The 23103-nt window shown below is 69.4% G+C and carries 21 protein-coding genes and 2 tRNA genes; 14 read left to right on the top strand and 9 right to left on the bottom strand.

Features of this window, described 5'->3' with window-relative positions; genetic code table 11:
* A partial coding sequence (locus J3476_RS15165) for a TPM domain-containing protein (protein WP_207067248.1) occupies positions 1–1918 on the bottom strand: 1918 nt, incomplete at its 3' end.
* 70 nt (positions 1919–1988) lie between these two features.
* On the opposite strand from J3476_RS15165, the gene J3476_RS15160 reads away from it, so the two are divergent.
* From J3476_RS15160 to J3476_RS15150, 3 genes are read left to right on the top strand one after another with little or no spacing between them, the layout of a single operon-like run.
* Positions 1989–3263, top strand: coding sequence for a deoxyguanosinetriphosphate triphosphohydrolase (locus J3476_RS15160; RefSeq protein ID WP_373889069.1), 1275 nt, complete (start codon positions 1989–1991; stop codon positions 3261–3263).
* Positions 3264–3306: 43 nt separating this feature from the next.
* On the top strand, positions 3307–5247 hold the full coding sequence (dnaG, locus tag J3476_RS15155) for a DNA primase (RefSeq protein ID WP_207067251.1): 1941 nt from the start codon (positions 3307–3309) through the stop codon (positions 5245–5247).
* A gap of 16 nt (positions 5248–5263) precedes the next feature.
* Positions 5264–5605, top strand: a complete 342-nt coding sequence (locus J3476_RS15150) for a hypothetical protein (RefSeq protein WP_373889068.1) — start codon at positions 5264–5266, stop codon at positions 5603–5605.
* Here the strand turns inward: J3476_RS15150 and J3476_RS15145 are convergent.
* Positions 5602–5856, bottom strand: coding sequence for a hypothetical protein (locus J3476_RS15145; protein ID WP_207067247.1), 255 nt, complete (start codon positions 5854–5856; stop codon positions 5602–5604). The two genes, J3476_RS15150 and J3476_RS15145, sit on opposite strands and share 4 nt — an antisense overlap.
* Before the next feature lie 151 nt (positions 5857–6007).
* Here J3476_RS15145 and J3476_RS15140 point away from each other — a divergent pair.
* The 4 genes from J3476_RS15140 to J3476_RS15125 all read left to right on the top strand — a co-directional run bounded on the left by J3476_RS15140 (position 6008) and on the right by J3476_RS15125 (position 7346).
* Positions 6008–6083 (top strand) — tRNA-Asn (locus tag J3476_RS15140).
* Positions 6084–6284: 201 nt separating this feature from the next.
* Entirely contained in the window at positions 6285–6521 is a 237-nt protein-coding gene (locus J3476_RS15135; protein ID WP_207067246.1) for a hypothetical protein, read from the top strand.
* Between the two features lie 101 nt (positions 6522–6622).
* Positions 6623–6859, top strand: a complete 237-nt coding sequence (locus J3476_RS15130; RefSeq protein WP_207067245.1) for a hypothetical protein — start codon at positions 6623–6625, stop codon at positions 6857–6859.
* Between the two features lie 25 nt (positions 6860–6884).
* Positions 6885–7346, top strand: a complete 462-nt coding sequence (locus J3476_RS15125) for an LppP/LprE family lipoprotein (protein ID WP_207067244.1) — start codon at positions 6885–6887, stop codon at positions 7344–7346.
* Positions 7347–7352: 6 nt separating this feature from the next.
* On the opposite strand, the gene J3476_RS15120 is transcribed toward J3476_RS15125, so the two are convergent.
* Entirely contained in the window at positions 7353–9272 is a 1920-nt protein-coding gene (locus J3476_RS15120) for an acyl-CoA dehydrogenase (RefSeq protein WP_207067243.1), read from the bottom strand.
* 102 nt (positions 9273–9374) lie between these two features.
* On the opposite strand from J3476_RS15120, the gene J3476_RS15115 reads away from it, so the two are divergent.
* Positions 9375–10109: a VIT1/CCC1 transporter family protein gene (locus J3476_RS15115; RefSeq protein WP_207067242.1), complete on the top strand. Its 735-nt coding sequence runs from the start codon at positions 9375–9377 to the stop codon at positions 10107–10109.
* 64 nt (positions 10110–10173) lie between these two features.
* On the opposite strand, the gene J3476_RS15110 is transcribed toward J3476_RS15115, so the two are convergent.
* Together J3476_RS15110 and J3476_RS15105 are read right to left on the bottom strand one after the other, a co-directional pair.
* Complete coding sequence (locus J3476_RS15110; protein WP_207067241.1) at positions 10174–11385, bottom strand: MFS transporter; 1212 nt, start codon at positions 11383–11385, stop codon at positions 10174–10176.
* A gap of 42 nt (positions 11386–11427) precedes the next feature.
* A complete protein-coding gene (locus tag J3476_RS15105) occupies positions 11428–11868 on the bottom strand; it encodes a MarR family winged helix-turn-helix transcriptional regulator (protein ID WP_152517743.1) in 441 nt (146 codons plus the stop codon).
* Between the two features lie 109 nt (positions 11869–11977).
* Here J3476_RS15105 and J3476_RS15100 point away from each other — a divergent pair, with 109 nt between their 5' ends.
* Genes J3476_RS15100 through J3476_RS15085 form a run of 4 tightly spaced genes read left to right on the top strand, consistent with a single transcriptional unit; the run spans position 11978 to position 17788 of the window.
* Positions 11978–14032, top strand: a complete 2055-nt coding sequence (locus J3476_RS15100) for an ABC transporter ATP-binding protein (protein ID WP_207067240.1) — start codon at positions 11978–11980, stop codon at positions 14030–14032.
* Positions 14029–14865 carry an energy-coupling factor transporter transmembrane protein EcfT gene (locus J3476_RS15095; protein WP_283616998.1) on the top strand — a complete coding sequence of 279 codons (837 nt, stop codon included), beginning with the start codon at positions 14029–14031 and terminating at the stop codon, positions 14863–14865. The genes J3476_RS15100 and J3476_RS15095 overlap by 4 nt, the downstream gene beginning before the upstream one ends.
* Before the next feature lie 28 nt (positions 14866–14893).
* A complete protein-coding gene (locus J3476_RS15090; RefSeq protein WP_207067239.1) occupies positions 14894–16411 on the top strand; it encodes a TldD/PmbA family protein in 1518 nt (505 codons plus the stop codon).
* A gap of 3 nt (positions 16412–16414) precedes the next feature.
* Positions 16415–17788: a metallopeptidase TldD-related protein gene (locus tag J3476_RS15085; protein WP_207067238.1), complete on the top strand. Its 1374-nt coding sequence runs from the start codon at positions 16415–16417 to the stop codon at positions 17786–17788.
* A 126-nt stretch (positions 17789–17914) separates the two neighbouring features.
* Here the strand turns inward: J3476_RS15085 and J3476_RS15080 are convergent, their stop codons facing one another.
* From J3476_RS15080 to J3476_RS15065, 4 genes are read right to left on the bottom strand one after another with little or no spacing between them, the layout of a single operon-like run.
* The gene (locus tag J3476_RS15080; RefSeq protein ID WP_207067237.1) at positions 17915–18712 is read right to left on the bottom strand and encodes an ABC transporter permease; all 798 of its coding nucleotides are present in this window, start codon (positions 18710–18712) and stop codon (positions 17915–17917) included.
* The gene (locus tag J3476_RS15075; RefSeq protein WP_207067236.1) at positions 18712–19551 is read right to left on the bottom strand and encodes an ABC transporter permease; all 840 of its coding nucleotides are present in this window, start codon (positions 19549–19551) and stop codon (positions 18712–18714) included. The genes J3476_RS15080 and J3476_RS15075 overlap by 1 nt, the downstream gene beginning before the upstream one ends.
* A complete protein-coding gene (locus J3476_RS15070; RefSeq protein ID WP_207067235.1) occupies positions 19551–20738 on the bottom strand; it encodes an ABC transporter substrate-binding protein in 1188 nt (395 codons plus the stop codon). Before J3476_RS15070 ends, J3476_RS15075 begins: the two co-directional genes overlap by 1 nt.
* A gap of 29 nt (positions 20739–20767) precedes the next feature.
* Positions 20768–21868, bottom strand: a complete 1101-nt coding sequence (locus tag J3476_RS15065) for an ABC transporter ATP-binding protein (protein ID WP_207067234.1) — start codon at positions 21866–21868, stop codon at positions 20768–20770.
* A gap of 242 nt (positions 21869–22110) precedes the next feature.
* On the opposite strand from J3476_RS15065, the gene J3476_RS15060 reads away from it, so the two are divergent.
* Both J3476_RS15060 and J3476_RS15055 read left to right on the top strand, forming a co-directional pair.
* Positions 22111–22953 (top strand): carboxymuconolactone decarboxylase family protein, encoded by an 843-nt coding sequence (locus J3476_RS15060; protein WP_207067233.1) that lies wholly within the window; start codon positions 22111–22113, stop codon positions 22951–22953.
* Between the two features lie 40 nt (positions 22954–22993).
* A tRNA-Ile gene (locus tag J3476_RS15055) sits at positions 22994–23067 on the top strand.
* Positions 23068–23103 lie beyond the last annotated feature (36 nt).

Genomic DNA, 23103 nt, shown 5'->3' with positions numbered 1-23103 from the left:
CATCGGCAACCTGCTCTCCGCCGCGCAGCGCGCCGGAGAGCAGGTTGCCGATGAGGATGCCGCCGATCACCGCGCCGGTCTGGCCGCCTCCACCGCCGCGTCCGTACGGACCGCCGAAGTGTTGCTGCGCCGCAGTGACGTCGGCGTTGGCCAGCGACTGCGCCTGGGCCGCCAACCTGGCCGCGCCGTTGGCGTGCGCAATGGCCTCGCTCAGGTTGGTGTCGCGCTTGTCCTGCGCCGCCTGCAGCAGACGCACCGCCTCGGCCAACCGGGTCCGGGCCTCGGGGCCGATGGCCCCGCGGCGGGTGTCGATGTAGTCCGACACCCCGCGGACCCGCGACTGGGCGTTGAACAGCGCCTGGTCGAAGGTGCGGCTGAGACGCTCGGTCGTCTCACGTTGCTCCGCGACCTCCTCGAGCAGGCGGTCCAGCTCGGCGTCGGCCTGGGTCAGCCGGGTGAAGGCACCCAGCGGGTCGGCGTTGCCGTCACTCTGGGCGTGCGAGACCGCCTGTACCGCAGCGTCTCTGGCATCGCTCAGTTCGGTGGCGACCGCGACGTTGCCCTGTGCCAGCTGGGCGCCGGCCTGGTTGATCCCACTCTGCACGTCGGCGATGAGGGCCGGCAGGCCGGTCACGGCGCGATTGATGTCCGTCGACGCGCTGTCCACCGCGTCCAGGAGCGTACGAGCCTGGCCGAGCGCGGCTTCGGCGGCGTGGATGGCGTCGACCAGCCCGCCCTGCCGGTCGGCGGGTCGCGCCACCAGCTCGCGCGCGGTGCTGATGTTCTGGTCGGCGAACGCCAGGCGCTCCCTGGCCTCGTCGACGTTGTCGGCCACCGAGACCAGCGCGGACTCGGCGAACTGCGTGCTCAGCTGACCCAGCGTCTGTTCCGCTGGGGCGGTCCGCGCCGTCAGGTCGACCATCTGCCGGGTCATGATGTCCAGCCGACTCGGTGCGTTGATCACCAGGTCACGCATCTGGGCGAACGCCTCACGCTGGGCTTCGAGCTCCCGGTCGGCCTTGGCGGCGGCGACGATGACGCGGGTGAGCAGATCACGACGCTGCGCCGGGGTCTCGGGTACCGCGTCGTCGAGGATGTGCCGGACGTTGAGCGCCTGGGCCAGCGTGGTGCGCGCGTTGGTCACCGCGCGGGTGAACGGCTCGGTGTCCCGCTCGCCGAATTCCTCGACGGCCAGGGTCAACTCGCCTTCGCTGGTACGCACCTCGTTGTCGACGTCGACGACGATCTTGCGGGACAGATCGTCGAGCGCGTCGAGGGGCACCGCGGCCAGCGCGGCGGGATCCGCCGGGTCGACCCGCTGCGCCGCGGCGAATTCGGCCTCCCGCCGTTGGCGCCGCCGGCGACGCTGCCACAGCACGAGGATCGCCAGTGCCAGCCCGATCACCGCCAGAGCGACGAGTACCCCGACCCAGCTGACCGAGCCCCCACCGCCGGAACCACCACCGGCCAGGCCCTCGGCTGCGGCGACCGCGGCGCCGGCCCAGTCCCCGGTGCGCAGCAGCGGCTCGACGTCGTCGCGGCGGATCTGGTCGACGTCGACACCGCGCACCGCGTCGGTGGGCGCGAGCAAGGCGTAGGCGCGGTCGACCGTCGCCACCGCCAGAATCGCGTCCTGGCTGCCCAGATCGCTGCGGCGGTACGTGGTTTGCGCCCACGACTGGGCGTCCTGGCCGGAGAAGTCCTCGACGAACACCACCCACAGCCGGATGCGCTTGTCGTTGTAGAGCCGGTCGATCGCCTGCTGCACCTCGCTCTGTCCTGCGGCGTCCAGCGCTCCGGCGTTGTCGGTCAGATAAGTCGGCAGCCGGAACGGCGGTTCGGCCACGGCGGCCGGGGAGGTGAGCAGAGCGGTGAGCAGACCGACGAGCAGCACGGTCAGCAGGCGGGCGAGACGCATGGGGCCAATCTAGTGCCGCCGACACCTCAGCAGCGATGACAAGGTCAATGGCCTGGCAGACTGTCCGGCGGTGGCTACAGATCTGTCTCGCCGGGACGCCCGGGACCCTTACGTCGAGTTCGACCATCAGCGGCTGGTGGTCGAGCGGCCCAAGGGTGCCGCGCTGCCGGGTACCGACACCGAGCACCGCACCGATTTCGCCCGGGACCGGGCCCGGGTGCTGCACTCGGCCGCGTTTCGGCGCCTGGCGGACAAGACCCAGGTGGTCGGCCCCCGGCAGAGTGAGACGCCGCGCACCCGGCTCACCCACTCATTGGAGGTCGCGCAGATCGGCCGGGGTATGGCGGTCGGGTTGGGTGCCGACCCCGACCTGGTCGACCTGGCCGGGCTGGCACACGACATCGGTCACCCGCCCTACGGGCACAACGGTGAGCGGGCGCTCAACGAGATCGCCGAGATCTGCGGCGGTTTCGAGGGCAATGCGCAGAACTTTCGCATCCTGACCCGGCTGGAGCCGAAAGTCCTTGACAGCGAAGAACGCAGCGCGGGGCTGAACCTGACCAGGGCCGCGCTGGACGCGGTGACGAAGTACCCCTGGTACCGGCCTGTCGAGGGTGGGAAGTTCGGGTTCTACGCCGACGACGCCGAGGTCGCGGCCTGGGTGCGCGGCGACGCGCCGGATCGCAGGCCGTGCCTGGAGGCCCAGATCATGGACTGGGCCGACGACGTGGCCTACTCGGTGCACGACGTCGAGGACGGGGTGATCTCCGGGCGTATCGATCTCCGGGTGCTGGCCGACGACGACGCGGTCGGCGCGCTGGGCCGGCTCGGGCAGTCCCACGGCATGGGCGGCGGTCTGGCCGCCGCCGACCTCGTGGAGGCCGCCGAGCGCCTGTCGCGACTGCCGGCGGTGGCCGCGGTCGGCAAGTACGACGGCACGCTGGCGGCCTCGGTTGCGTTGAAGACGCTGACCAGCGAGCTGGTCGGCAGATTCGCGTCCTCGGCCATCGCGGCGACCCGCAACGTCGCCGGCGCGGGTCGGCTGGTGCGCTACCACGCCGACCTGGAGGTACCGACCGTGGTGCGCGCCGAGGTGGCGGTGCTGAAGATCCTGGCGCTGCAGTTCATCATGTCCGATCCCCGGCATCTCGATCTGCAGGCCCGTCAGCGGGATCGGATCGCCGCGGCGGTGCAGTTCGTGCGGTCCGGGGCGCCGGCAACCCTGGATCCGTTGTTCGCCCCCGACTACCACGCCGCCGCCGACGACGCCGGCCGGTTGCGGGTGGTGATCGACCAGGTCGCGTCGTTCACCGAAGGGCGCCTGGAACGGCTGGAACCCGCGTAGTCACACCCGCGCGGACCTCTAGACTGGCCGGGTGGCGGGCGACGTGACTCGGAATCGGGGCAGGATCCCCGACCGCGACATCGCCGCCATCCGTGAGCGGGTCAACATCGAGGACGTGGTCGGCGACTACGTGCAGTTGCGCCGGGCCGGCGCCGATTCACTCAAGGGGTTGTGCCCCTTCCACGACGAGAAGTCGCCGTCGTTCCACGTCCGGCCCAACCACGGGCACTTCCACTGCTTCGGGTGCGGTGAGGGCGGCGACGTGTACGCGTTCCTCCAGAAGATCGAACACGTCACGTTCGTCGAGGCCGTCGAGCTGCTCGCCGACCGCGTCGGCTACACCGTCACCTACTCGGGCGGCTCGACCACCAACGTCCAGCGGGACCGGGGCAGCCGCAGCCGGTTGCTGGCCGCCAACGCGGCGGCGCAGGAGTTCTACGCCCAGGCCTTGGCCTCCGAGGAGGCCGCCCCGGCCCGGCAGTACTTGATCGACCGCAACTTCGACGCCGAGGCGGCGGCGCGGTTCGGCTGCGGCTTCGCCCCGTCGGGGTGGGACTCGCTGACCAAGCACCTGCTGCGCAAGGGTTTCGAATTCAAGGAGCTCGAAGCGGCCGGATTGTCCCGGGAGGGGCGGCGCGGCCCGATGGATCGCTTTCATCGCCGGCTGTTGTGGCCGATCCGGGCGGGCGGCGGCGAGGTCATCGGCTTCGGGGCCCGGCGGATCTTCGACGACGACCCGATGGAAGCCAAGTACGTCAACACCCCCGAGACCGTCCTGTACAAGAAGTCCGCGGTGCTGTTCGGCCTCGATCTGGCCAAACGCGACATCGCCAAGTCCCACCGTGCGGTGGTCGTCGAGGGCTACACCGACGTCATGGCGATGCACCTGTCCGGTGAGACGACGGCTGTCGCCTCCTGCGGCACGGCGTTCGGCGACGGGCACCTGGCGCTGCTGCGGCGGCTGATGATGGACGACAACTGGTACCGCGGCGAGTTGATCTTCGTCTTCGACGGCGACTCGGCCGGACAGGCCGCCGCGCTCAAGGCGTTCGACGGCGACCAGCAGGTGGCGGGCAAGTCGTTCGTCGCGATCGCCGCCGACGGTATGGACCCCTGTGACCTGCGTCTGAAGACCGGCGACCACGCGTTGCGTGATCTGGTGGCGCGCCGCATCCCGATGTTCGAGTTCGCCATCCGCAGTCTGATCCCGTCCGACGACGTCCTGGACGACGACCCGCAGGCGCAGGTCGACGCACTGCGACGCAGCGTGCCGCTGGTCGCTCGGATCAGGGACTACGCGCTGCGCGACGAGTACGCCCGGCGGCTGGCGGGCTGGACGGGATGGCGTGACGAGGGACAGGTGCTGGCTCGGGTGCGCGAGGAGGCCGGAAAGCGCGGTATGCCCGACCGGGCGCGCCGCCGCGGTGCCCCTGCCGAGGACCGTCGCCAGCCGGCGGAGCAGCGCGCACCGGTCGACCCGGCGGCGGCGCGCCCGGACCCCGCTGACCCGACGCTGTGGCCGCAGCGGGAGGCGTTGAAGTCGGCGCTGCAGTATCCGGCGCTGGCCGGGCCGGTGTTCGACTCGCTGGCCGCCGAGAGCTTCACCCACCCGGGTTACGCGGCGGTGCGGGCGGCGATCGAGTCCGCCGGCGGCACGTCGTCGGGGATGACCGGCGCCCACTGGATCGAGGTGGTGGGCCAGCAGGTGTCCACGCCGATGGCGGTGAACCTGGTCAGCGAGCTCAGCGTCGAGGCCATCAACGCCGATGACGAGCAGCTGCCGCGCTACATCGGCGGGGTGCTGGCCCGGCTGCAGGAGGTGTGGATCGGCCGCCAGATCGCCGAGGTGAAGTCCAAGTTGCAGCGGATGTCACCGGTGGAGCAGGGCGATGAGTATCACGCCCTGTTCGGCGACCTGGTGGCGATGGAGGCCTACCGCCGCAGCCTGCTCGAACAGGCCAGCGGTAACGACCTGACTGCATGACAGCGATACCCGGGTTATGGTTGTGGCTGCAATCCGTCGGGGAGAAGGCGAGCTCGTGATGCTGGTGGACACCATTCGGACCAACAAGATGCGGTTGATCGCGGGCGCCTGCGCGGCTGCAGCGGTCGCTGTGCCGCTCTATTCCGCCCTGACCAGCCCCGAAGCCGCCACCGACGTGACCGCCGGCCCCGCCTGCCTGGCCTGGTTCGGCAACAAGGAGGACGGCAACTGCCTGTCCTACTCCAACGGCAGCGGCGTCAGCATCGGCAGCCCGGCGATCGGGTTCGGCGAGGACGGCTTCGGATTCTCCGTCGGTCCGCTGCTGCCGGGCACCACCATCAGCCAGCCCATCGGCTAGCGCTCCCCGCTTCTTTTCGTCGACTCCGGCCCGATCACCTCGGTGCCGGGGTCGATCGGTGTGAGCTCCACCAACGCCGGGTCGGGTGACACCCGCTCGGCGATCTTGCGTCGCCCCGCGTCGATCACGGATTTGGCGGCCGGGCTGCCGGTGACTGCGCGATACGTGCCTGCGAGCTGCTCGTAGCGCTGTCTGCCGGCCTTGGTGCCCAGCACATAGCCGACAGCCAGAACGGCGACATACCCGATCACAGGGCTCCTCCAGAGGTCTCTCGCGGCACGGTGCGTCGCTGTCCATCCTGCCTCACCGTGGGGGCTGCCCGCCCGTCCGGGAGCGTATTGGCGATGCGCCGCGGGCGTGCGCTAGAGTGCTCTCTGGCCCGCAGCAGTGCGGGCAGGGCAATCCCCTGTAGCTCAATTGGCAGAGCATTCGGCTGTTAACCGAAGGGTTGCTGGTTCGAGTCCAGCCGGGGGAGCCATCTTTATCCCGCCCATCTGCCGGGCGGTCCGCCGCAGATCCGGTTCCCCTCGAAGTGCGCTGTGGTGTCGTTGACAATGCGCTGTCGAGGCGACCGGCCGTCGGCGGTGCGGACGTAGGCTCGAAGTGGCCACGCCGATGTGGATAGTCCAGACCTACAACCCCTTTCGCGCCCGCGCGACGAACGGAATGTGAACTCTCCATGAAAATCAAGCTCATTGGCGCCGCGGTGGGGTCGGTCGCGCTGCTCATCGGCGTGGGTGTCGACGTCGCGCATGCCGGCACCTATCCCGCCGGAGGTACCTATCACGACGGCGGGGTGGGGAGCACCGTCGAGCCGCAACCGGATCCGACGACGCTGGCCACCGCGTCGTTCGCTCCGGCGATCACCGCCGAAGCCCCTTGTGGCGCAGTGATTTGGGGTGGCGGCTGCGGCTGAGGTGCACCCCGTCCGTCTCCGGGTCTCGCCGCGAAGTCTGCCCACGCCGACGTTACGCTGAGCCCGCACGGTGACGCGGAATCGAAGGGGACGCGAGGACGATGCGGTTCAAGAGAAGTGCTGCATTGATCGGAGGTTTGGCGGTCGCCTGCGCGCTCGGGGCGAGCATCGCTCAGGCCGGCACCTACCCGAGGGACAGCACCTATGAGATCGGCGGGGCAGGGGAGACGCTCAAGCCCGGCGGTTCGGAACTGCACCTGGACAAGTCGTCGTTCTCTCCGGAGGTCATCGCGATCCCGCCGTGCGGCGCCGAACCCTGGAGCGGCGGCTGCGGCTGACGGCTCCGACCGTAAGCTGGCCGCCATGCGACGTTTCGCGGTGCTGCTGGCGACGGGTCTGCTGGCCGCCGGCTGCGGGTGGAGCCCACCCGCAGCACCACCCACCAGCACCGCCGACTGCGGCCCCGGCCCGACGGCCGATGCGGTGGCTTCCGAATTCGCGCTGCTGCCGCCGGCGCCGTGGCAGGAGAGTTCGCGCGGGCACACCGCCGACTGCCGGATGTTCTGGGTGGTGGTCGACTCGGGTGACGACGCCGACAGCCCACAGCAGGTGCTGTTCTTCGCCGACGGTGAACCGGTGGGCTCACCCACCCCCGAGCCGCGGCCGTATGTGTCGGTCAGCCCGCAGGGCGAGCGCAACGCCGTCGTGCAGTACCAGTGGCGTCAGGGTGGCGACGAGCCGTGCTGCCCGACCGGGATCGGCACCGCGCGGGTCACCCTCGAGGACGGCAGGCTGACGATCCTGGACCCGATCCCGGGTCCGTGAGGACCCTCACTCTGCGATGTTCTCGGGATGCATCATTTCGGCGTAGCGCAGCTGTTCGGGAATCCCGAACCCGTCGACGAGCACCTCGGCGTAGGGGCGTAGCCGCCGGCACCGGTCGTTGATGCCCCGCGTGACCGCCTTGGCGCGCTCGGTGGACAGGAAGCGGTGTTCGACGAACCACGCCTTGTCGCCCTCGATCACCGACAGCGCATACAGGTCGCACACCATGCCCAGGATCTCGCGGGCCTCGTCGTCCTCGCAGGCGTCGATGCCGGCGACGAACGCCTCCAGGATGATCCGGTCGATGTGGGCCGTGGCGGCGTGCAGCACGTGGTCCTGCACCGAGTTGAACGCGTCGAAGGCGCTCATCTCCTTGGACTTGGCCTGCAGTCGCCGCGCGACGGAGGCCAGCATGTACTCCTCGCGGTCCTCGAACATCTGCACCTGGGTGCCGCGGTTGAAGAGGCTGCCCTCTTCTTCGTTGTCCTGTCGGCTGTCCAGGATCGTCTGCATGATCGTCTGCGCCGCCGTGCGTTTCATCACCCGCTCGCTCGCGAAGTTGGCCGCGAAGCGCACCCACTCGACGGGGCTCATCCCCTTGATGTCATCGGCGTAGGCGGTCAGCAGCTCCTTGGCGACCAGCTGGGTGAGGACATGGTTGTCGCCCTCGAACGTGGTGAACACGTCGGTGTCCGCCTTCAGCGCGATCAGCCGGTTCTCGGCGAGATAGCCGGCGCCGCCGCACGCCTCGCGTGCCTCCTGGATGGCGGTGGTGGCGTGCCAGGTGTTGGCCGCCTTCAACCCCGCGGCGCGCGATTCCAGCTCCCGCTGTTCCTCCGGGTCGGGGTCGTCGGCGGTCTGCAGCTCGTGGGTCTTGCTGACCAGCTCGTTCTGGGCGAACTGCAGCGCGTAGGACTTCGCGATCAGCGGGAACAGCCGCCGTTGGTGAACGAGGTAGTCCATCAGCAGCACTTCGGTGTCGTCGTCCGGTGCGGCAAACTGGCGGCGTTGCAGTGCATAGCGGGTGGCGATGTCGAGGCCGACCCGGGCGGCGGCGCCGGCGCTGCCGCCCACGGTGACCCGGCCGCGGATCAGGGTGCCCAGCATGGTGAAGAACCGGCGGTTGGGGTTCTCGATCGGTGAGGTGTAGGTGCCGTCGGGTGCGACGTCGGCGTATTTGTTCAGCAGGTTCTCCCGCGGGACACGCACGTGGTCGAACTGGATGCGGCCGTTGTCCACGCCGGGCAGCCCGCCCTTGTAGTCGCAGTCCGAGGTCGTCACGCCGGGCAGGTCGTTGCCGGCGTCGTCGCGGATGGGCACGACGAAGCAGTGCACGCCGTGGCCGGTGCCGTCGGCGGTGATCAGCTGAGCGAAAACAGCCGCCACACGCGCGGTTTGCGCGGCGCCGCCGATGTAGTCCTTGCGTGCGGTCGGCGTGGGCGAGTCGATCACGAACTCCTGGCTGTCCGGATCGTAGGTCGCCGTCGTCTCCAGCGCCTGCACATCACTGCCATGGCCGGTCTCGGTCATCGCGAAACAGCCGAGCAGGTCCAGGTCGATGAGCTTCTGGACGTAGGCCTGATGGTGGCGTTCGGTGCCGAGGTTCTCGATGGCGCCGCCGAACAGGCCCCATTGCACCCCGGCCTTGACCATCAGCGACAGGTCACTCATCGCCAGCATCTCGATCTGGGTCACCGCGGCGCCGACGTCACCGTTGCCGCCGTGCTCCTTCTTGAAGCCGTCCTCGGCGGCACCGCGCGAGGCCATGATCCGCATCTGCTCGTCGACCTTGGTGCGGGCGATGACCGTGTTCGGCGTGTAGTGCGGCCGGAACACCTGATCGGAGAGTTCGTGGCGCATCCGGTTCTTCACATCCCGGAAGCGTCCGTCCAACGTGTTGCGAAGATGTTCCGCCGTGGTGGTCATATCTCGACGGTAGCCCGCCGAACCGGGTCGCAAACTGTGATGTGCAGAACCGAAGGCGAACCTTAATTCAACGAGGTCACCGCGGTGGCGTTCAATCGTGCAATGAGCACTGAGGGTAGCGAACCCGTCTCGCCGACGGGCCGGCCTCATGTGGCCGATCACAACCACGCTGACGTCACCGGCGGCTGGCTGCGCGCGGCGACGTTCGGGGCGATGGACGGGTTGGTGAGCAACACCGCGCTGATCGCCGGCGTGGCCGCCGCGGCCAGCGCGCACACCGTGGTGATCAGCGGTGTCGCGGGACTGCTTGCCGGCGCCTTTTCTATGGCGATGGGCGAGTACGCCTCGGTGATGACCGCCAATGAGCAGATCGACTCCGAGGTCCGCGTGGAGCGCAAGTCGTTCAAGCTGAACCCCCAAGCCGAACGGGCGGAGTTGCAGGCGATGCTCACCGACATGGGCCTGGCGCCGGACACCGCGGCCAAGGCCACCGAGGAGATCCACCGGGACGAGGCCAAGGCGCTGAATTTCCACCTGGTGCAGGAGCTCGGCGTGGACCCCCGGGAGAAGCCCTCACCGTGGGTGGCGGCCGGGTCGTCGTTCGTGCTCTTCGCGATCGGTGCGGTGATCCCGCTGATTCCCTATCTGCTGGGCTACGAGTCGCTGTGGCTCGGGCTGGCGTTCGGCGGAGCGGGGTTGCTGCTCGCCGGAGCGTCGGCGGCACGGTTCACCCGCCGCCATCCGGTGTGGGCATCGTTGCGGCAGTTGGCCTTCGGCGTGGTCGCGATCGCCGCCACCTATCTGGTCGGGTTGCTCGTCGGCGGCGTCGTCACCTGACGGGCGGATTCGGCGCGCGCAAGCACCGGTGGGGTGCTCCAGCGCGCCGGATTCGCGGGGGAGCTCAGCTGTCGCTGCCGACGGTGACCGCGCGGGCCTGATCGGTGAGTTCGTCGAGCGCGGGCTCGTCGTCGTCGATGTGGGCCAGGTGCGGTCGGGTGGCAAACAGCACGCCGGCCGATGCGAGCACCGCGGCGGCGCCGACCCAGAACGGAACGTGGGCGTTGATGTGTTCGCCGAGCAACCCGGCCAGCCACGGGGCCAGCGCCGCGCCGCCGAACCGCACGAAGCTGTAGGCCGCCGACGCGACGCCGCGCTCGATCGGCGCCGCCTTCATCACGGTCTCGGTGATCAGCGTGTTGTTCACGCCGATGAACAGCCCGGCGACCACCACACAGCCGCCCAGCACCGCCTTGGAGTCGGTCCACACCGCCATCGCGGCCAGCGTCGCGGTCATCAGCAGCAGGTTGATCACCAGCGTGCGCAGGGTGCCGAAGCGGTGCTGCAGCCGCGGCGCGACCACCACCGAGGTGAAGGCCAGCGCGATGCCCCAGCCGAAGAAGATCAGCCCGATGCCCTGGGCGCTCATGTCGAGCGGGAACGGGGTGAACGCCAGCAGCGTGAAGAAGCCGAAGTTGTAGAGCAGGGCGGTGACGGCCACCCCGAGCAGGCCGCGGTGGCGCAGCGCGCGGAACGGGTCGGCCAGCGTGGTGGCCCGTTCGGCTCGCGGGGTGGCCGGCAGCAGCAGGGCGGTGACGATGACGGCGACGGTCATCAGCGCCGACACCCCGAAGAACGGGCCGCGCCACGAGATCGAGCCGAGTATGCCGCCCACGAGCGGCCCGACGGCGATGCCCAGGCCCAGAGCGGCTTCGTAGAGGATGATCGCCTGGGCCACCGAACCGCGCGCCGAGCTGACGATGGTGGCCAGCGCGGTCGCGATGAACAGCGCGTTGCCCAGCCCCCACAGGGCGCGCCAACCGACGATCTCGCCGACTGTCTCGCTCATGCCGGCCAGCCCGGCGCCGGCGATGATGATCACCAGGCCGAGCAGCAACGTGCGTTTGGGCCCGATGCGGCTGGAGACCACACCGGTGATCAGCATCGCCACCCCCATCACCGCCATGTAGCTGGTGAACAGCAGCGACACCTGGGACGGGGAGGCGTTGAGGTTGTCGGCGATCGGTTTGAGGATCGGGTCGACGAGCCCGATGCCCATGAACGCGACGACGGAGGCGAAGGCGACGGCCCACACGGCTTTGGGTTGGCGCCACATGGCAGCAAGTTCTCCTAACAAATCGACAGTGCGGGGAGGTCCTCAGCGGCGGGACGGCACCGGGGCGCCGGCATCCTGCAGCAGGCGGCGCATCACCGTGACGGCTTCGGCCAGGCATTCGCGGTCGGTGTCGCTGAGCTGCTCCAGGTACGGGTCGATGGCCGCGCCACGGTCCAGGCGGGCCTGGCGAAGCGCATCGACGCCCGCGGGGGTGATCCGGATCAGCACCGCGCGCGCATCGCCGGGGTCGGCGGTGCGGGTGACCAGTCCGGCGTCCTCGAGACGGCGCACCTGGGTGGTCATGGTGGGCTGGGAACAGTTGTCCAGCGCCGCCAGGTCCGAGATGCGGGCTTCGCCCTGGTCTTCGATGGTGGACAGCAACCGCGCCTGCGCGAACGGCACGGGCATGCGGACCCGCTGGTTGGCCAGCCGGTTGATCCGGGCCACCACCGCCAGCAGGTCGGCGCCGAGAGTCGACGACATGGCGACCATGATTACATAGAATTGCTATGCATGTCGAACCGCCCAGGTCGGAACAGTGTGCACCGACCGGCCCGCGGGCCCTACACCTGTCAACTGGCAGAATCGTGAAATGACGTCACCCGGCCCGAAGAGCGAGCCTCGACGGACCGGTTCGCTCCGACCGGTGGAACTCGCCCACGCCGCGGTGATGGCAGCGCTGTGCGCCGCGATCGCCATCATCGCCGTCGTCGTGCCGTTCGCCGCAGGCCTGTCGCTGCTGGGCACGGTCCCGATGGGTCTGCTGGCCTACCGCTACCGGCTGCGGGTGCTGATCACCGCGACGGTGGCCGGCGGGATCATCGCATTCCTGATCGCCGGCATGGGCGGGTTGATGACGGTGGTCAACTGCGCCTACATCGGCGGACTCACCGGAATCGTCAAGCGACGCGGGCGCGGCACCACGACGGTGGTGGCGGCGGCCCTGGTCGCCGGTGCACTGTTCGGGCTGGCCATCGTGGCGGCCCTGGCCGTGCTGGCCCGCCTGCGGCATCTGATCTTCGAGTCGGTCACCGCCAACGTCGCCGGGGTGGCCGCAATCCTCGAGCGCATCCCGAACATGCAGGGCGCCGCCGAGCGACTGACCCGGGACTTCGGCACCGTGCTCGACTACTGGCCTGTGCTGTTCTTCCTCGCGGGAGTCTTCTCCATCACCTGGGTCAGCCTGGTCGGCTGGTGGGCGCTGTCCAAGGTGCTGGCCCGGCTGCTCGGCGTGCCCGACGTGCACAAGCTCGAGCCGTCCGCCGACACCGGCCCGGTGGTCCCGGTGCCGCTGCAGCTGCGCGACGTCGTGTTTCGCTATCCGGGCACGGACCGTGACGCGCTGGGCCCGCTGTCGCTGGACGTGCAGCCCGGCGAGCACGTGGCGGTGACGGGTCCCAACGGATCGGGCAAGACCACGCTGATGCTGGTGCTGTCGGGCCGCGAACCGACGTCGGGCACCGTGCAGCGCCCGGGCGCGGTCGGGCTGGGCAAGCTGGGCGGCACGGCGGTCGTCCTGCAGCACCCGGAGAGCCAGGTGCTGGGCACCCGTGTCGCCGACGACGTGGTGTGGGGCCTGCCCCCCGGGGTCACCATCGAGGTGGACCGGTTACTGGCCGAGGTCGGACTCGACGGGTTCAGCGAACGGGACACCGGCGGGCTGTCCGGGGGAGAGCTGCAACGCCTCGCGGTGGCCGGGGCGCTGGCGCGCGAACCGTCGCTGTTGATCGCCGACGAGGTGACCAGCATGGTCGACCAGGACGGCCGCGACGCGGTGATGTCGGTGCTGTCCGGGCTCACCCGCAACCACCGCACCTCGCTGGTGCACATCACGCACTACAACAACGAGGCCGAGGCCGCCGACCGCACCGTCAATCTCACCGGCAGGGGGATCGCCGACAACACCGCTGACATGCCGATGGTGGAAACGGCCGACGTGCACCCCGCCACGGCCGACGACGACGCGCCCCGCGGCGCCCCCGTGCTGGAACTCAACGGCGTCAGCCACGAATACGGCCTGGGCACCCCGTGGGCGCAGACGGCGTTGCGGGACATCGACTTCGCCGTACACGAAGGTGACGGCGTGCTGATCCACGGGCTCAACGGGTCGGGCAAGTCCACTCTGGCCTGGATCATGGCCGGCCTGCTCGAACCGGCGTCGGGTAGCTGCCTGCTCGACGGTCGACCCGTGTCCGACCAGGTTGGGGCGGTGGCGATTTCGTTCCAGGCCGCCCGCCTGCAACTCATGCGCAGCCACGTGGCGTTGGAGATCGCGTCGACGGCCGGATTCTCGATGTACGACCAGGCGAAGGTCACCGAGGCGCTGCGGACCGTCGGTCTGGAACCGACGCTGGCCAGCCGGCGCATCGAGCAGCTCAGCGGCGGCCAGATGCGGCGCGTGGTGCTGGCCGGCCTGCTGGCCCGCAAGCCCCGCGCGCTCATCCTCGACGAACCCCTGGCCGGCCTCGACGGCGCCTCCCAACAGGGCCTGTTGCAGTTGCTGGTTGACCTGCGCCGACGCGAGCGGTTGACCGTCGTGGTCATCTCCCACGACTTCGCCGGCCTGGAGGAACTCTGCCCGCGCATCCTGCATCTGGAGAACGGCGTGCTCGCCGCGACACCGACCGCCGCCGGAGGCATGTCGTGAGCGAACGCAAACCCCGCAAGCAGGTGGTGCTGCTGCGGCCGGTGCCCGGCACCAGCGTCATCCACGAGCTGTGGGCCGGCACGAAGCTGCTCGTCGTCGCGTTGATCGGGGTGCTGCTGACGTTCTATCCCGGCTGGGTGCCGATCGGTGCGGTGGCACTGCTGATCGCCGTCGCCGCGATGCTGGCCCGGATCCCGCGCGGGGTACTGCCCACGATCCCGCGCGTGCTGTGGGTGCTGCTGGCGCTGGGTGCGCTGACCGCGGCGCTGGGTGGCGGCAGCCCGGTGCTCTCGCTCGGCTCGGTCGATGTCGGGCTGGGCGGGTTGCTGTACTTCCTGCGCGTGACCGCGCTGTCCATCGTGCTGCTGGGCCTGGGCGCAATGGTGTCGTGGACCACCAACGTCGCCGAGGTGGCGCCCGCGGTGGCCACCCTGGGCCGGCCGCTGCGAGCACTGCGCATCCCCGTCGCCGACTGGGCAGTCGCACTGGCGTTGGCGCTGAGGGCGTTTCCGATGCTGCTCGACGAGTTCCGGGTGCTCTACGCCGCGCGGCGGCTGCGGCCCCGCGACGTCGACGGTGACAGGCGAAACCGGCTGCGCCGATGGGCGACCGAACTGATCGATCTGCTGGCCGCCGCCATCACCGTCGCGCTGCGCCGCGCCGACGAGATGGGTGACGCCATCACCGCCCGCGGTGGCGCCGGCCAGTTCTCTGCGGCGCCGTCGCGACCGAAGACCCGCGACTGGGTGGCCTTCGCGGTGGTCGTCGCGGTGTGCGGGACCGCCCTGGCGCTCGAGCTCACCATTCTCGGCACCAGCGGCACCCGCCGCTGACCGCACCGGCAGCCGTTACGGTGAAGGTGTGACGGGGCCCCGACGAATCGACACCGACTTCCTCGCGCTTCCGCGCCACGCGCTGGCCGACGCCGCGCTCACCGCCGCGACGCAGGCCGGCGCGAGCTATGCCGATCTGCGCATCCATGCCATCACCACCGAGACGGTGGCGCTGCGCGACGGCGCGCTGGAAACCGCGGTCACCGACTACGAGATCGGTCTGGCGGTGCGCGTCATCGTCGACGGCACCTGGGGTTTCGCGTCACACGCGCAGCTGGACACCGGGGCGGCCGCCGACACCGCGCGCCGCGCGGTACGGGTGGCCCGCACGCTGGGGAGATTGAACGCCGAACACATCGAGCTGGCGCCCGAGCCGGTCTACCGTGACGTGTTCTGGGCCTCGCCATTTCGGGTCGACCCGTTCACGGTGCCCGCTGCGGACAAGATCGGCGTGCTCGAGGACTACTCCGAGCGGCTGCTGGCTTCCGACGGGGTCGATCACGTGTCGGCTGCTGTGCACGCGGCCAAGGAGCAGACGTTCTACGCCGACACGTTCGGGTCGACGATCACCCAGCAGCGGGTACGGGTGCTGCCGAGCCTGGAGGCCGTCGCGGTCGACGCGTCGGCGGGGACGTTCGAGACCATGCGCACCCTGGCGCCGCCGACGGCCCGCGGATGGGAGGCCGTGTCGGGCGACGAGGTCTGGGACTGGACGGCCGAGCTGGCCGAATTGCCGTCGCTGCTGGCGGAGAAAGTCAAGGCGCCCAGCGTGGTGGCCGGGCCCACCGACCTGGTCATCGACCCGACGAATCTGTGGTTGACCATCCACGAGTCGATCGGGCACGCCACCGAGTACGACCGCGCCATCGGCTATGAAGCCGCCTACGCCGGAACGTCGTTCGCCACCCCGGACAAGCTGGGCACCATGCGCTATGGGTCTCCGGTGATGAACGTCACTGCTGACCGGACCGTCGAGCACGGGCTGGCGACAATCGGTTTCGACGACGAGGGCGTCGCCGCGCAGAGCTGGGATCTGGTCCGCGACGGGATGTTCGTCGGGTATCAACTCGACCGGGTCTTCGCGCCGCGGCTCGGTGAGCCCCGCTCCAACGGATGCTCCTACGCCGACTCGGCACACCATGTCCCGATCCAGCGGATGGCCAATGTGTCGCTGCAGCCCAGCCCCGACGAGGTGAGCACCGACGATCTGATCGCCCGGGTGTCCGACGGTATCTACATCGTCGGCGACAAGAGCTGGTCGATCGACATGCAGCGCTACAACTTCCAGTTCACCGGGCAACGGTTCTTCCGCATCCGCGACGGCCGCCTCGACGGGCAAGTGCGCGACGTCGCCTATCAGGCGACCACCACCGACTTCTGGGGCGCACTGGAAGCCGTCGGCGGGCCATCGACGTGGCGACTGGGAGGCGCGTTCAACTGCGGCAAGGCCCAACCCGGCCAGGTGGCTGCGGTCAGCCACGGTTGCCCGTCGGCGTTGTTCCGGGGCATCAACGTGCTCAACACGCGCGAAGAAAGCGGGCGGTGACCGGTGATCGGTGCACAACAAGTCGTCGACATCGTGCTGGCCGAGGCGCGCCGGCGTGGCAGGGCCGACGAGACCATCGTGCTGGTGACCGACCGCATCGATGCGGCGCTGCGGTGGGCCAACAACACCATGACCACCAACGGGGAGTCGACGAGCCGCACCACCACCGTCATCTCGATCGTGCGGCGCGACGGACAGGCCTACGTCGGTTCGGTGCGCTCCAGCGCGGTCGCCCCCTCGGTCCTGATGGACCTGGTCGTCGCCTCGCAGGCGGCCGCGGCGGCGGCTTCGCCCGCGCGTGACAGCGCTCCGGCGCTGCCCCCCGACGCCGCACCCACCGACTGGGACGCACCGAGCCCGCGCACCGGCGTCGACGCCTTCGGCGGGGTCGCCGACGCGCTGACGCGTGGGTTCGCCGGCCGGGAAACACTTTTCGGCTACGCCCGCCACGTGGTGGAGACCACCTTCGTGGCCACCTCGACCGGGCTGCGGCGCCGGTTCACCCAGCCCACCGGATCGGTGGAGATCAACGCCAAGCGCGACGGCGCCAGCGCGTGGGCCGGGGTCAGCACAGCCGACTTCGTCGACGTGCCCACCGATGCCATGCTCGAGGATCTCGCGACCCGGTTGTCGTGGGCGCAGCGCAGCGTGGAGTTGCCCGCCGGCCGCTACGAGACGATCATGCCGCCCTCGACGGTGGCCGACATGATGATCTACCTGTCGTGGACGATGGGCGGGCGCGGCGCACAGGAGGGACGGACCGCACTGTCCGCGCCGGGCGGCGGCACCCGGGTGGGGGAGAAGCTCACGTCGCTGCCGCTGACGCTGTACTCCGACCCGCATGCCCCCGGGCTGCAGTGCACCCCGTTCGTGGCGGTGTCGGGCTCGTCGGAACGCGCGTCGGTGTTCGACAACGGCATGCCCATCGAGCGGGTGGACTGGATCCGCGACGGCGCGATCAACGCGCTGGCCTATCCGCGCGCGGCGGCCGCCGAATTCGACGCGCCGGTGGCCGTCGGCGCCGACAACCTGCTCATGACGGGTGGGACGGCGTCGCTCGCCGACATGGTGGCCCGCACCGAACGCGGCCTGCTGCTGACGACCCTGTGGTACATCCGCACCGTCGACCCGTCGGTGCTGCTGTTGACGGGGCTCACCCGCGACGGGGTGTATCTCGTCGAGGACGGACAGGTCACCGCGGCGGTCAACAACTTCCGGTTCAACGAAAGCCCGCTGGACCTGCTGCGCCGCGCCGGCGAAGCCGGCGTCAGCGAGGTCACGCTGCCCCGCGAATGGGGCGACTGGGCCACCCGCGCGCAGATGCCGTCGCTGCGGATTCCCGACTTCCACATGTCCTCGGTCAGTCAAGCGCACTAGTTCAGGACTGGGCGTCTGGCTGTGGCTGGCCGACCGAGGTGACAGTTGTCGAGCAGCCTGCGGTGTGACCAGTGGGGTAGTCCCTCGCGAAGAACATGACGGCAGCGCACGTGAGCACTCGCGCGCTCAGACCCGGGCGGTCGGATCACCACCGATGCGCTGCGTCAACCACACCGGGATGATCGCCACGATGGTCAGTGCCGCAGCCACGACGTTGATCACCGGAGCTTGGTTGGGCCGGAACAGGTTCCCGAAGATCCAGATCGGCAGTGTCTGCACTGCCGGGCCGGCCGTGAAGGTCGTGACGACGATCTCGTCGAAACTCAGCGCGAATGCCAGGATCGCCCCGGCGACCATCGCGCCGCGCATCATCGGCAGCGTCACGAAACGAAACGTCTGCCAGGGCGAGGCCCCCAGGTCGGCCGAGGCGTCTTCCAAGCTCGTTCCGAGTCGGCGCAACCGGGCCTGGGTGTTGTTGAACACGATCACGATGCAGAATGTGGCGTGGCCGATGATCACCGTCGCCATGCCCAGTGTGATGCCCAGCGCCGAGGTGAACGTCGCGTTGAGGGCGATACCGGTGACGATGCCGGGCAGGGTGATCGGCAGGATGACGAGCAGATTGACCGTCTGCCGCCCGAAGAAGTCGTGGCGCTGCACCGCGAAAGCCACCATCGTGCCGAGAACCAGCGCGATCGCCGTGGCGCCGAGCCCGACCACCACCGAGTTGCCCAGAGCCGTCCACATGCCCTCGCTGTGCAGCGCGGTGCGCCACCACTGCAGCGTGAAACCCGTGGGGGGAAAAGCGAATGTCTTCGAGGCGTTGAAGGCGTTGACCACCACCAGCGCCAGCGGAGCATAGATGAACACCAAGACCAGCAAGGTGAACGCGCGGGTTCCAGCGCGCAATCCCGACGAGCGCATCAGACGTTCTCCAGCGCGCCGGTGCGGCGCATCGCCACCAGATAACCGACGATGGCGACCAGCGGGATCACCGACAACGCCGCGGCCATGGGCTGGTTGTTCGCCGTGACCAGCTGGCCGTAGATGACGTTGCCCAGAAGCTGGGTCTTGCCGCCCACGATCGTCACGGCGATGTAGTCACCCAGGGACAGGGAGAACGTGAAGATCGACCCCGCCGCGATACCGGGAAACACCATCGGTGCCACGATCAGCCGCATCGTCGTCAGGTCCGACGCGCCGAGATCCGAACTCGCGTCCACCAGCGCGTCGGGCACCCGCTGAAACGCCGCGAACACCGGTATCACCATGTAGGGCAACCACAGATAGGTCAGTGTCACCACCGTCGCCACCAGGCCGTAGCCCGGCGAATACCCGGTGGCCCACGACAACGGCCCCTCCGGTGAGAGCAGCATCCGCCACGCGTAGGCCTTGACGAGATAGCTGGCCCACAGCGGGGTGGTGACGGCGACGACCAGCACGATCTGCATGGTCGGCGAGGCGAACTTGGCCATGTACAGCGCAAGGGGAACCGCCAGCACCGCGCACACCACGGTGACGGTGATCGCCACCCCGACGGTGCGCACCGTCGTCACGCGGAACACTTCCTCGGTCAGCACTCGAGCGAAGTTGTCCAGCGTGACGGTGCGCACCACCGCGCCGGTGAAGCTGTTGGTTCGCCAGAACGCCGAAACCAGCAGCACCGCAAGCGATCCGAGGTAGGCGATGACCAACCACGCCAGCGGCGGGACCAGCAGGAACGCCAGTGCGGCCTTGTCCCGCAGCCGCGGGGCAGCCGGCATCAGCCCTTGATCTCCTGCCACTTGTCGACCCACTGGTCGTAACTGGTGCAGCCGTCGCCGCTGCCGTCGACGCACTGGGTCTGCGGGGTGGTCCAGTAGTGGATCTGCGCGGCGTAGTCCTCGTCGGTGGCGTGATAGGTGGCGCAGTGCGCCTTGTCGGCCGTCAGGTCGCACGACTTCGTCTGCGCGGGAGCCTCACCGAAGTACTCGGCGACCTGCGCGTTGGCCTCCGGCGAGATGATGTAGTCCATCCACTTGTACATGCAGTTGGGATGTGCGGCCTTCGACGACAGCATCCAGGTGTCCGACCAGCCCGTCGAGCCCTCCGTGGGCAGCACGGTGCCGATCTTCACCTTGTTGTCGGCCTCGATGGTGTTCGCGATCACCTGCCAGCTCGTGCCGATGACCGTGGTGCCGGACTCGAACGCCTGCACCTCCTTGGTGTAGTCCGACCAGTACTCGCCGATGTTCTCCTTCTGCTCCTTGAGCAGGTCGGCCGCGGCATCGAGCTGTTCGGGCGTCAGCGAGTACGGGTCCTCGATTCCCAGTTCGGGCTTGGTCTTCGACAGGTACAGCGCGGCGTCGGCGATGTAAATCGGTGAGTCGTAGGCGGTGACCTTGCCCTTCAGCTCGGGCGAGCCGGGAAACACCGCGCCCCACGAGTCCGGCGCGGGGGAGACGACGTCGGCGTTGTACATCAGCAGATTGGCGCCCCAGCCGTGCGGCACGCCGTACATCTGCCCGTCGACCGAGTTCCACGGCTTGTCTTTCAGGAACGGCACGACCGTGGCGTAGTTGGGCACCAGGTCGGTGTTCACCGGCGCCACGTCTCCGGCGTAGATCAGCCGCAGAGTCGCGTCACCGGAGGCCGACACCCCGTCGTACTGGCCGGTGCGCATGAGTTGCACCATCTCGTCGGAGGTGTTGCCGATCTTGACGTTGACCTTGCACCCCGTGTCGTTCTCGAACGGCGTCACCCAGTCCACTTCCGGGTCGTTGGAGCCGTTCTCCGCATATCCGGGCCAGGCGATCAGATTCAGCTCACCTTCACCGTCGCCCACCGACGTGGCCGCGTCCATCGTGGGCGGCTTCTCGGCGCGACCGGAGTCACCGGAGCCGGAACACCCGGCGAGCAGCAGCGCGCCGGCGGCGAGCGCGACCCCCAGGCGACGATAGGGATGTGTCATGAGGACTCCTCGGGTTAGCAGGTGCGGTGTCAGCTGGTCAGGTCGCGGACCGCGGTGTCGGGCCACGTCAGGACGATGGGGGCGGCGTGTGCGAGACCGGTGGACGCCTCGGCGGAGAGCAGGGTCGCGGTGAGCGTCACCGGTTCCGGGAGGTTGTCGAGGCCCGCGACCGTTGCCGCGACCCGGGTGGTGGGACCCGAGTAGACGATCTCGGCGACCGTCGCGCCGATGCTGTGATGTCCCGCGGGCGGTGCGGTGCCCTCGGCGAGGACCTCGATGCGCTCCGGGCGGATCGCGAAGGTGCCCCGGCGGCCCACGACCGCCGCGGCGACGTCGCCGTCGAGCACGTTCGAGCTGCCCACGAAGTCCGCGACGAACCGGTTGACCGGATTCTCGTAGACGTCGCGGGCCGCGCCGATCTGCTCGATTCGGCCGTCGTTGAGAACCACCAGCCGATCGCACAGGGTCAGCGCCTCGTCCTGATCGTGGGTGACGATGACGAAGGTGATCCCGACTTCGCGCTGAATGGCCTTGAGTTCGAGCTGCATCTGTTCCCGCAGCTTGAGGTCGAGGGCGCCCAGAGGTTCGTCGAGCAGCAGCACCCGCGGATGACCTACCAGAGCACGGGCCAGTGCGACACGCTGCTGCTGGCCGCCGGAGAGCTCGGCGGGCTTGCGGGCGGCGTGGCCGCCCAGCCGCACCAGGTCCAGTGCATCGGCGGCCCGCCGCCTGCGCTCGGCCTTGCCGACCCCGCGGACCCGCAAGCCGTACTCCACGTTCTGCGCGACGGTCATGTGCGGGAACAGCGCGTAGTGCTGGAAGACGGTGTTGGTGTCACGTCGGGCAGGTGGCAGCGCGGTGACGTCGACGCCACCCAGTTTGACGGTGCCGGCGGTGGGTTGCTCGAACCCTGCGATGAGCCGCAACAACGTGGTCTTACCAGAACCCGACGGGCCGAGGATCGCGAACAGTTCGCCATCGCCGACGCGCAGGTCGGCGCCTTCGACCGCCACCACCGGGGCGCGGCTGTCACCGAACTCCTTCCGAACTCCGATCAGTTCGATCTGCGGCGCGGCGGCCGTGCCGGCGGGCTCGGGTCCATGTTCGGAGACCGCCGTTGCCGATGACATGCAGGCATCCTAAGAATTCCGTTGCGATGCCGCATGTCTAGCGCGGATTTCGTCTCCTGATCCGGACATCGCCTCGGAATCGGCCGCTCTGTGGGGGCGGTATCGCTGACGGCCGGCGCGCCCGACAGCCTGGCGTTCCCCGGGCGCCGACCGGGCCCGAGCGCACCCCGCGCGCAGATGCCGTCGCTGCGGATTCCCGACTTCCACATGTCCTCGGTCAGTCAAGCGCAATAATCCCAAGAATGGGTCGTACCGCTGTGGCTGACCGACTGACCGGGATGGTGGCGTTGTCCTCGGGCGACGACCGGGCCGACACGCTGATGCGGTTGATCTGCGCGCGGACATTGGCGTTGCCGCCGCTGCCGCTGCCGGTCGAGGTGCCGACGGAGAACAGCGACGCCGAGTCGGTGCTCGTCGCGTTCGCCGAACAGTTCTCCACCGACGTCACCGGCATCGGCGACAACCAGCGCAACCGATTCCTCGAGGCGTGGGGCGCCAACGCCTTCAGGACGGTGGTGACGATGTACATCGCCGATTTCGTGCCGCGCATCTGGGCCGGGTGCGAGGCGCTCGGGCTCGGCATGCCGGGGCGCACCGCCGAGGTGGACTTCGACGGCCAGACCGACCCGATCGACTTCGTGTTGAACGGGTTCGTGCCCGAGGTGGCGCGGATGCGCGCACTGGATCCGGTGACCACCGAGGTGGTGCGGCTGCGCGGGGCGGCCGCCCACAACTGCCGGTTGTGCCAGTCGCTGCGCGAACGCCACGCGTTGGACGCCGGCGGATCCGAAGATGTCTACAGCCAGATCACCGACTTCGAACGCGCCGACGGGCTGTCCGACGCGCACAAGGCCGCGCTGCGCTTCGTCGATGCGCTGATCTGGACGCCGTCGAACATCGGCGAGGACGTCGCGGGCGGGGTGCGCAAGCATTTCTCGACCAAGCAGGCGCTGGAGCTGACCCTCGACGTGATGCGCAACGGCGCCAACAAGATCCTGGTGTCGCTGGGCTCCGACGCCGCGCGGGTGACCGAGGGCACCGAGCTCTACGAGATCGACGAGGCGGGCCAGACGGTCTTCGCCTGAGCGGGCATGTGCGACCATGATGGCCGCGCACGACGTGCCGGGGGCGGTAGCTCAGTCGGTTAGAGCCGTGGACTCATAATCCATTGGTCGCGGGTTCGAGCCCCGCCCGCCCCACTCGAAACCTGTATTACTGGGGTTGACCCCTGATGG

It is taken from the genome of Mycobacterium sp. PO1 (genome assembly GCF_017312405.1).
Lineage (GTDB): Bacteria > Actinomycetota > Actinomycetes > Mycobacteriales > Mycobacteriaceae > Mycobacterium.
This window is presented reverse-complemented; position numbering and strand designations above follow the sequence as displayed.

Coding starts and splice junctions, on each gene's coding strand:
- J3476_RS15150 (WP_373889068.1), top strand. CDS start 5,264: ATGGTTGTGGCTGCAATCCGTCGGGGAGAAGGCGAGCTCGTGATGCTG.
- J3476_RS15135 (WP_207067246.1), top strand. CDS start 6,285: ATGAAAATCAAGCTCATTGGCGCCGCGGTGGGGTCGGTCGCGCTGCTC.
- J3476_RS15130 (WP_207067245.1), top strand. CDS start 6,623: ATGCGGTTCAAGAGAAGTGCTGCATTGATCGGAGGTTTGGCGGTCGCC.
- J3476_RS15125 (WP_207067244.1), top strand. CDS start 6,885: ATGCGACGTTTCGCGGTGCTGCTGGCGACGGGTCTGCTGGCCGCCGGC.
- J3476_RS15120 (WP_207067243.1), bottom strand. CDS start 9,272: ATGACCACCACGGCGGAACATCTTCGCAACACGTTGGACGGACGCTTC.
- J3476_RS15115 (WP_207067242.1), top strand. CDS start 9,375: ATGAGCACTGAGGGTAGCGAACCCGTCTCGCCGACGGGCCGGCCTCAT.
- J3476_RS15110 (WP_207067241.1), bottom strand. CDS start 11,385: ATGTGGCGCCAACCCAAAGCCGTGTGGGCCGTCGCCTTCGCCTCCGTC.
- J3476_RS15105 (WP_152517743.1), bottom strand. CDS start 11,868: ATGTCGTCGACTCTCGGCGCCGACCTGCTGGCGGTGGTGGCCCGGATC.
- J3476_RS15100 (WP_207067240.1), top strand. CDS start 11,978: ATGACGTCACCCGGCCCGAAGAGCGAGCCTCGACGGACCGGTTCGCTC.
- J3476_RS15080 (WP_207067237.1), bottom strand. CDS start 18,712: ATGCGCTCGTCGGGATTGCGCGCTGGAACCCGCGCGTTCACCTTGCTG.
- J3476_RS15075 (WP_207067236.1), bottom strand. CDS start 19,551: ATGCCGGCTGCCCCGCGGCTGCGGGACAAGGCCGCACTGGCGTTCCTG.
- J3476_RS15070 (WP_207067235.1), bottom strand. CDS start 20,738: ATGACACATCCCTATCGTCGCCTGGGGGTCGCGCTCGCCGCCGGCGCG.
- J3476_RS15065 (WP_207067234.1), bottom strand. CDS start 21,868: ATGTCATCGGCAACGGCGGTCTCCGAACATGGACCCGAGCCCGCCGGC.
- J3476_RS15060 (WP_207067233.1), top strand. CDS start 22,111: ATGGGTCGTACCGCTGTGGCTGACCGACTGACCGGGATGGTGGCGTTG.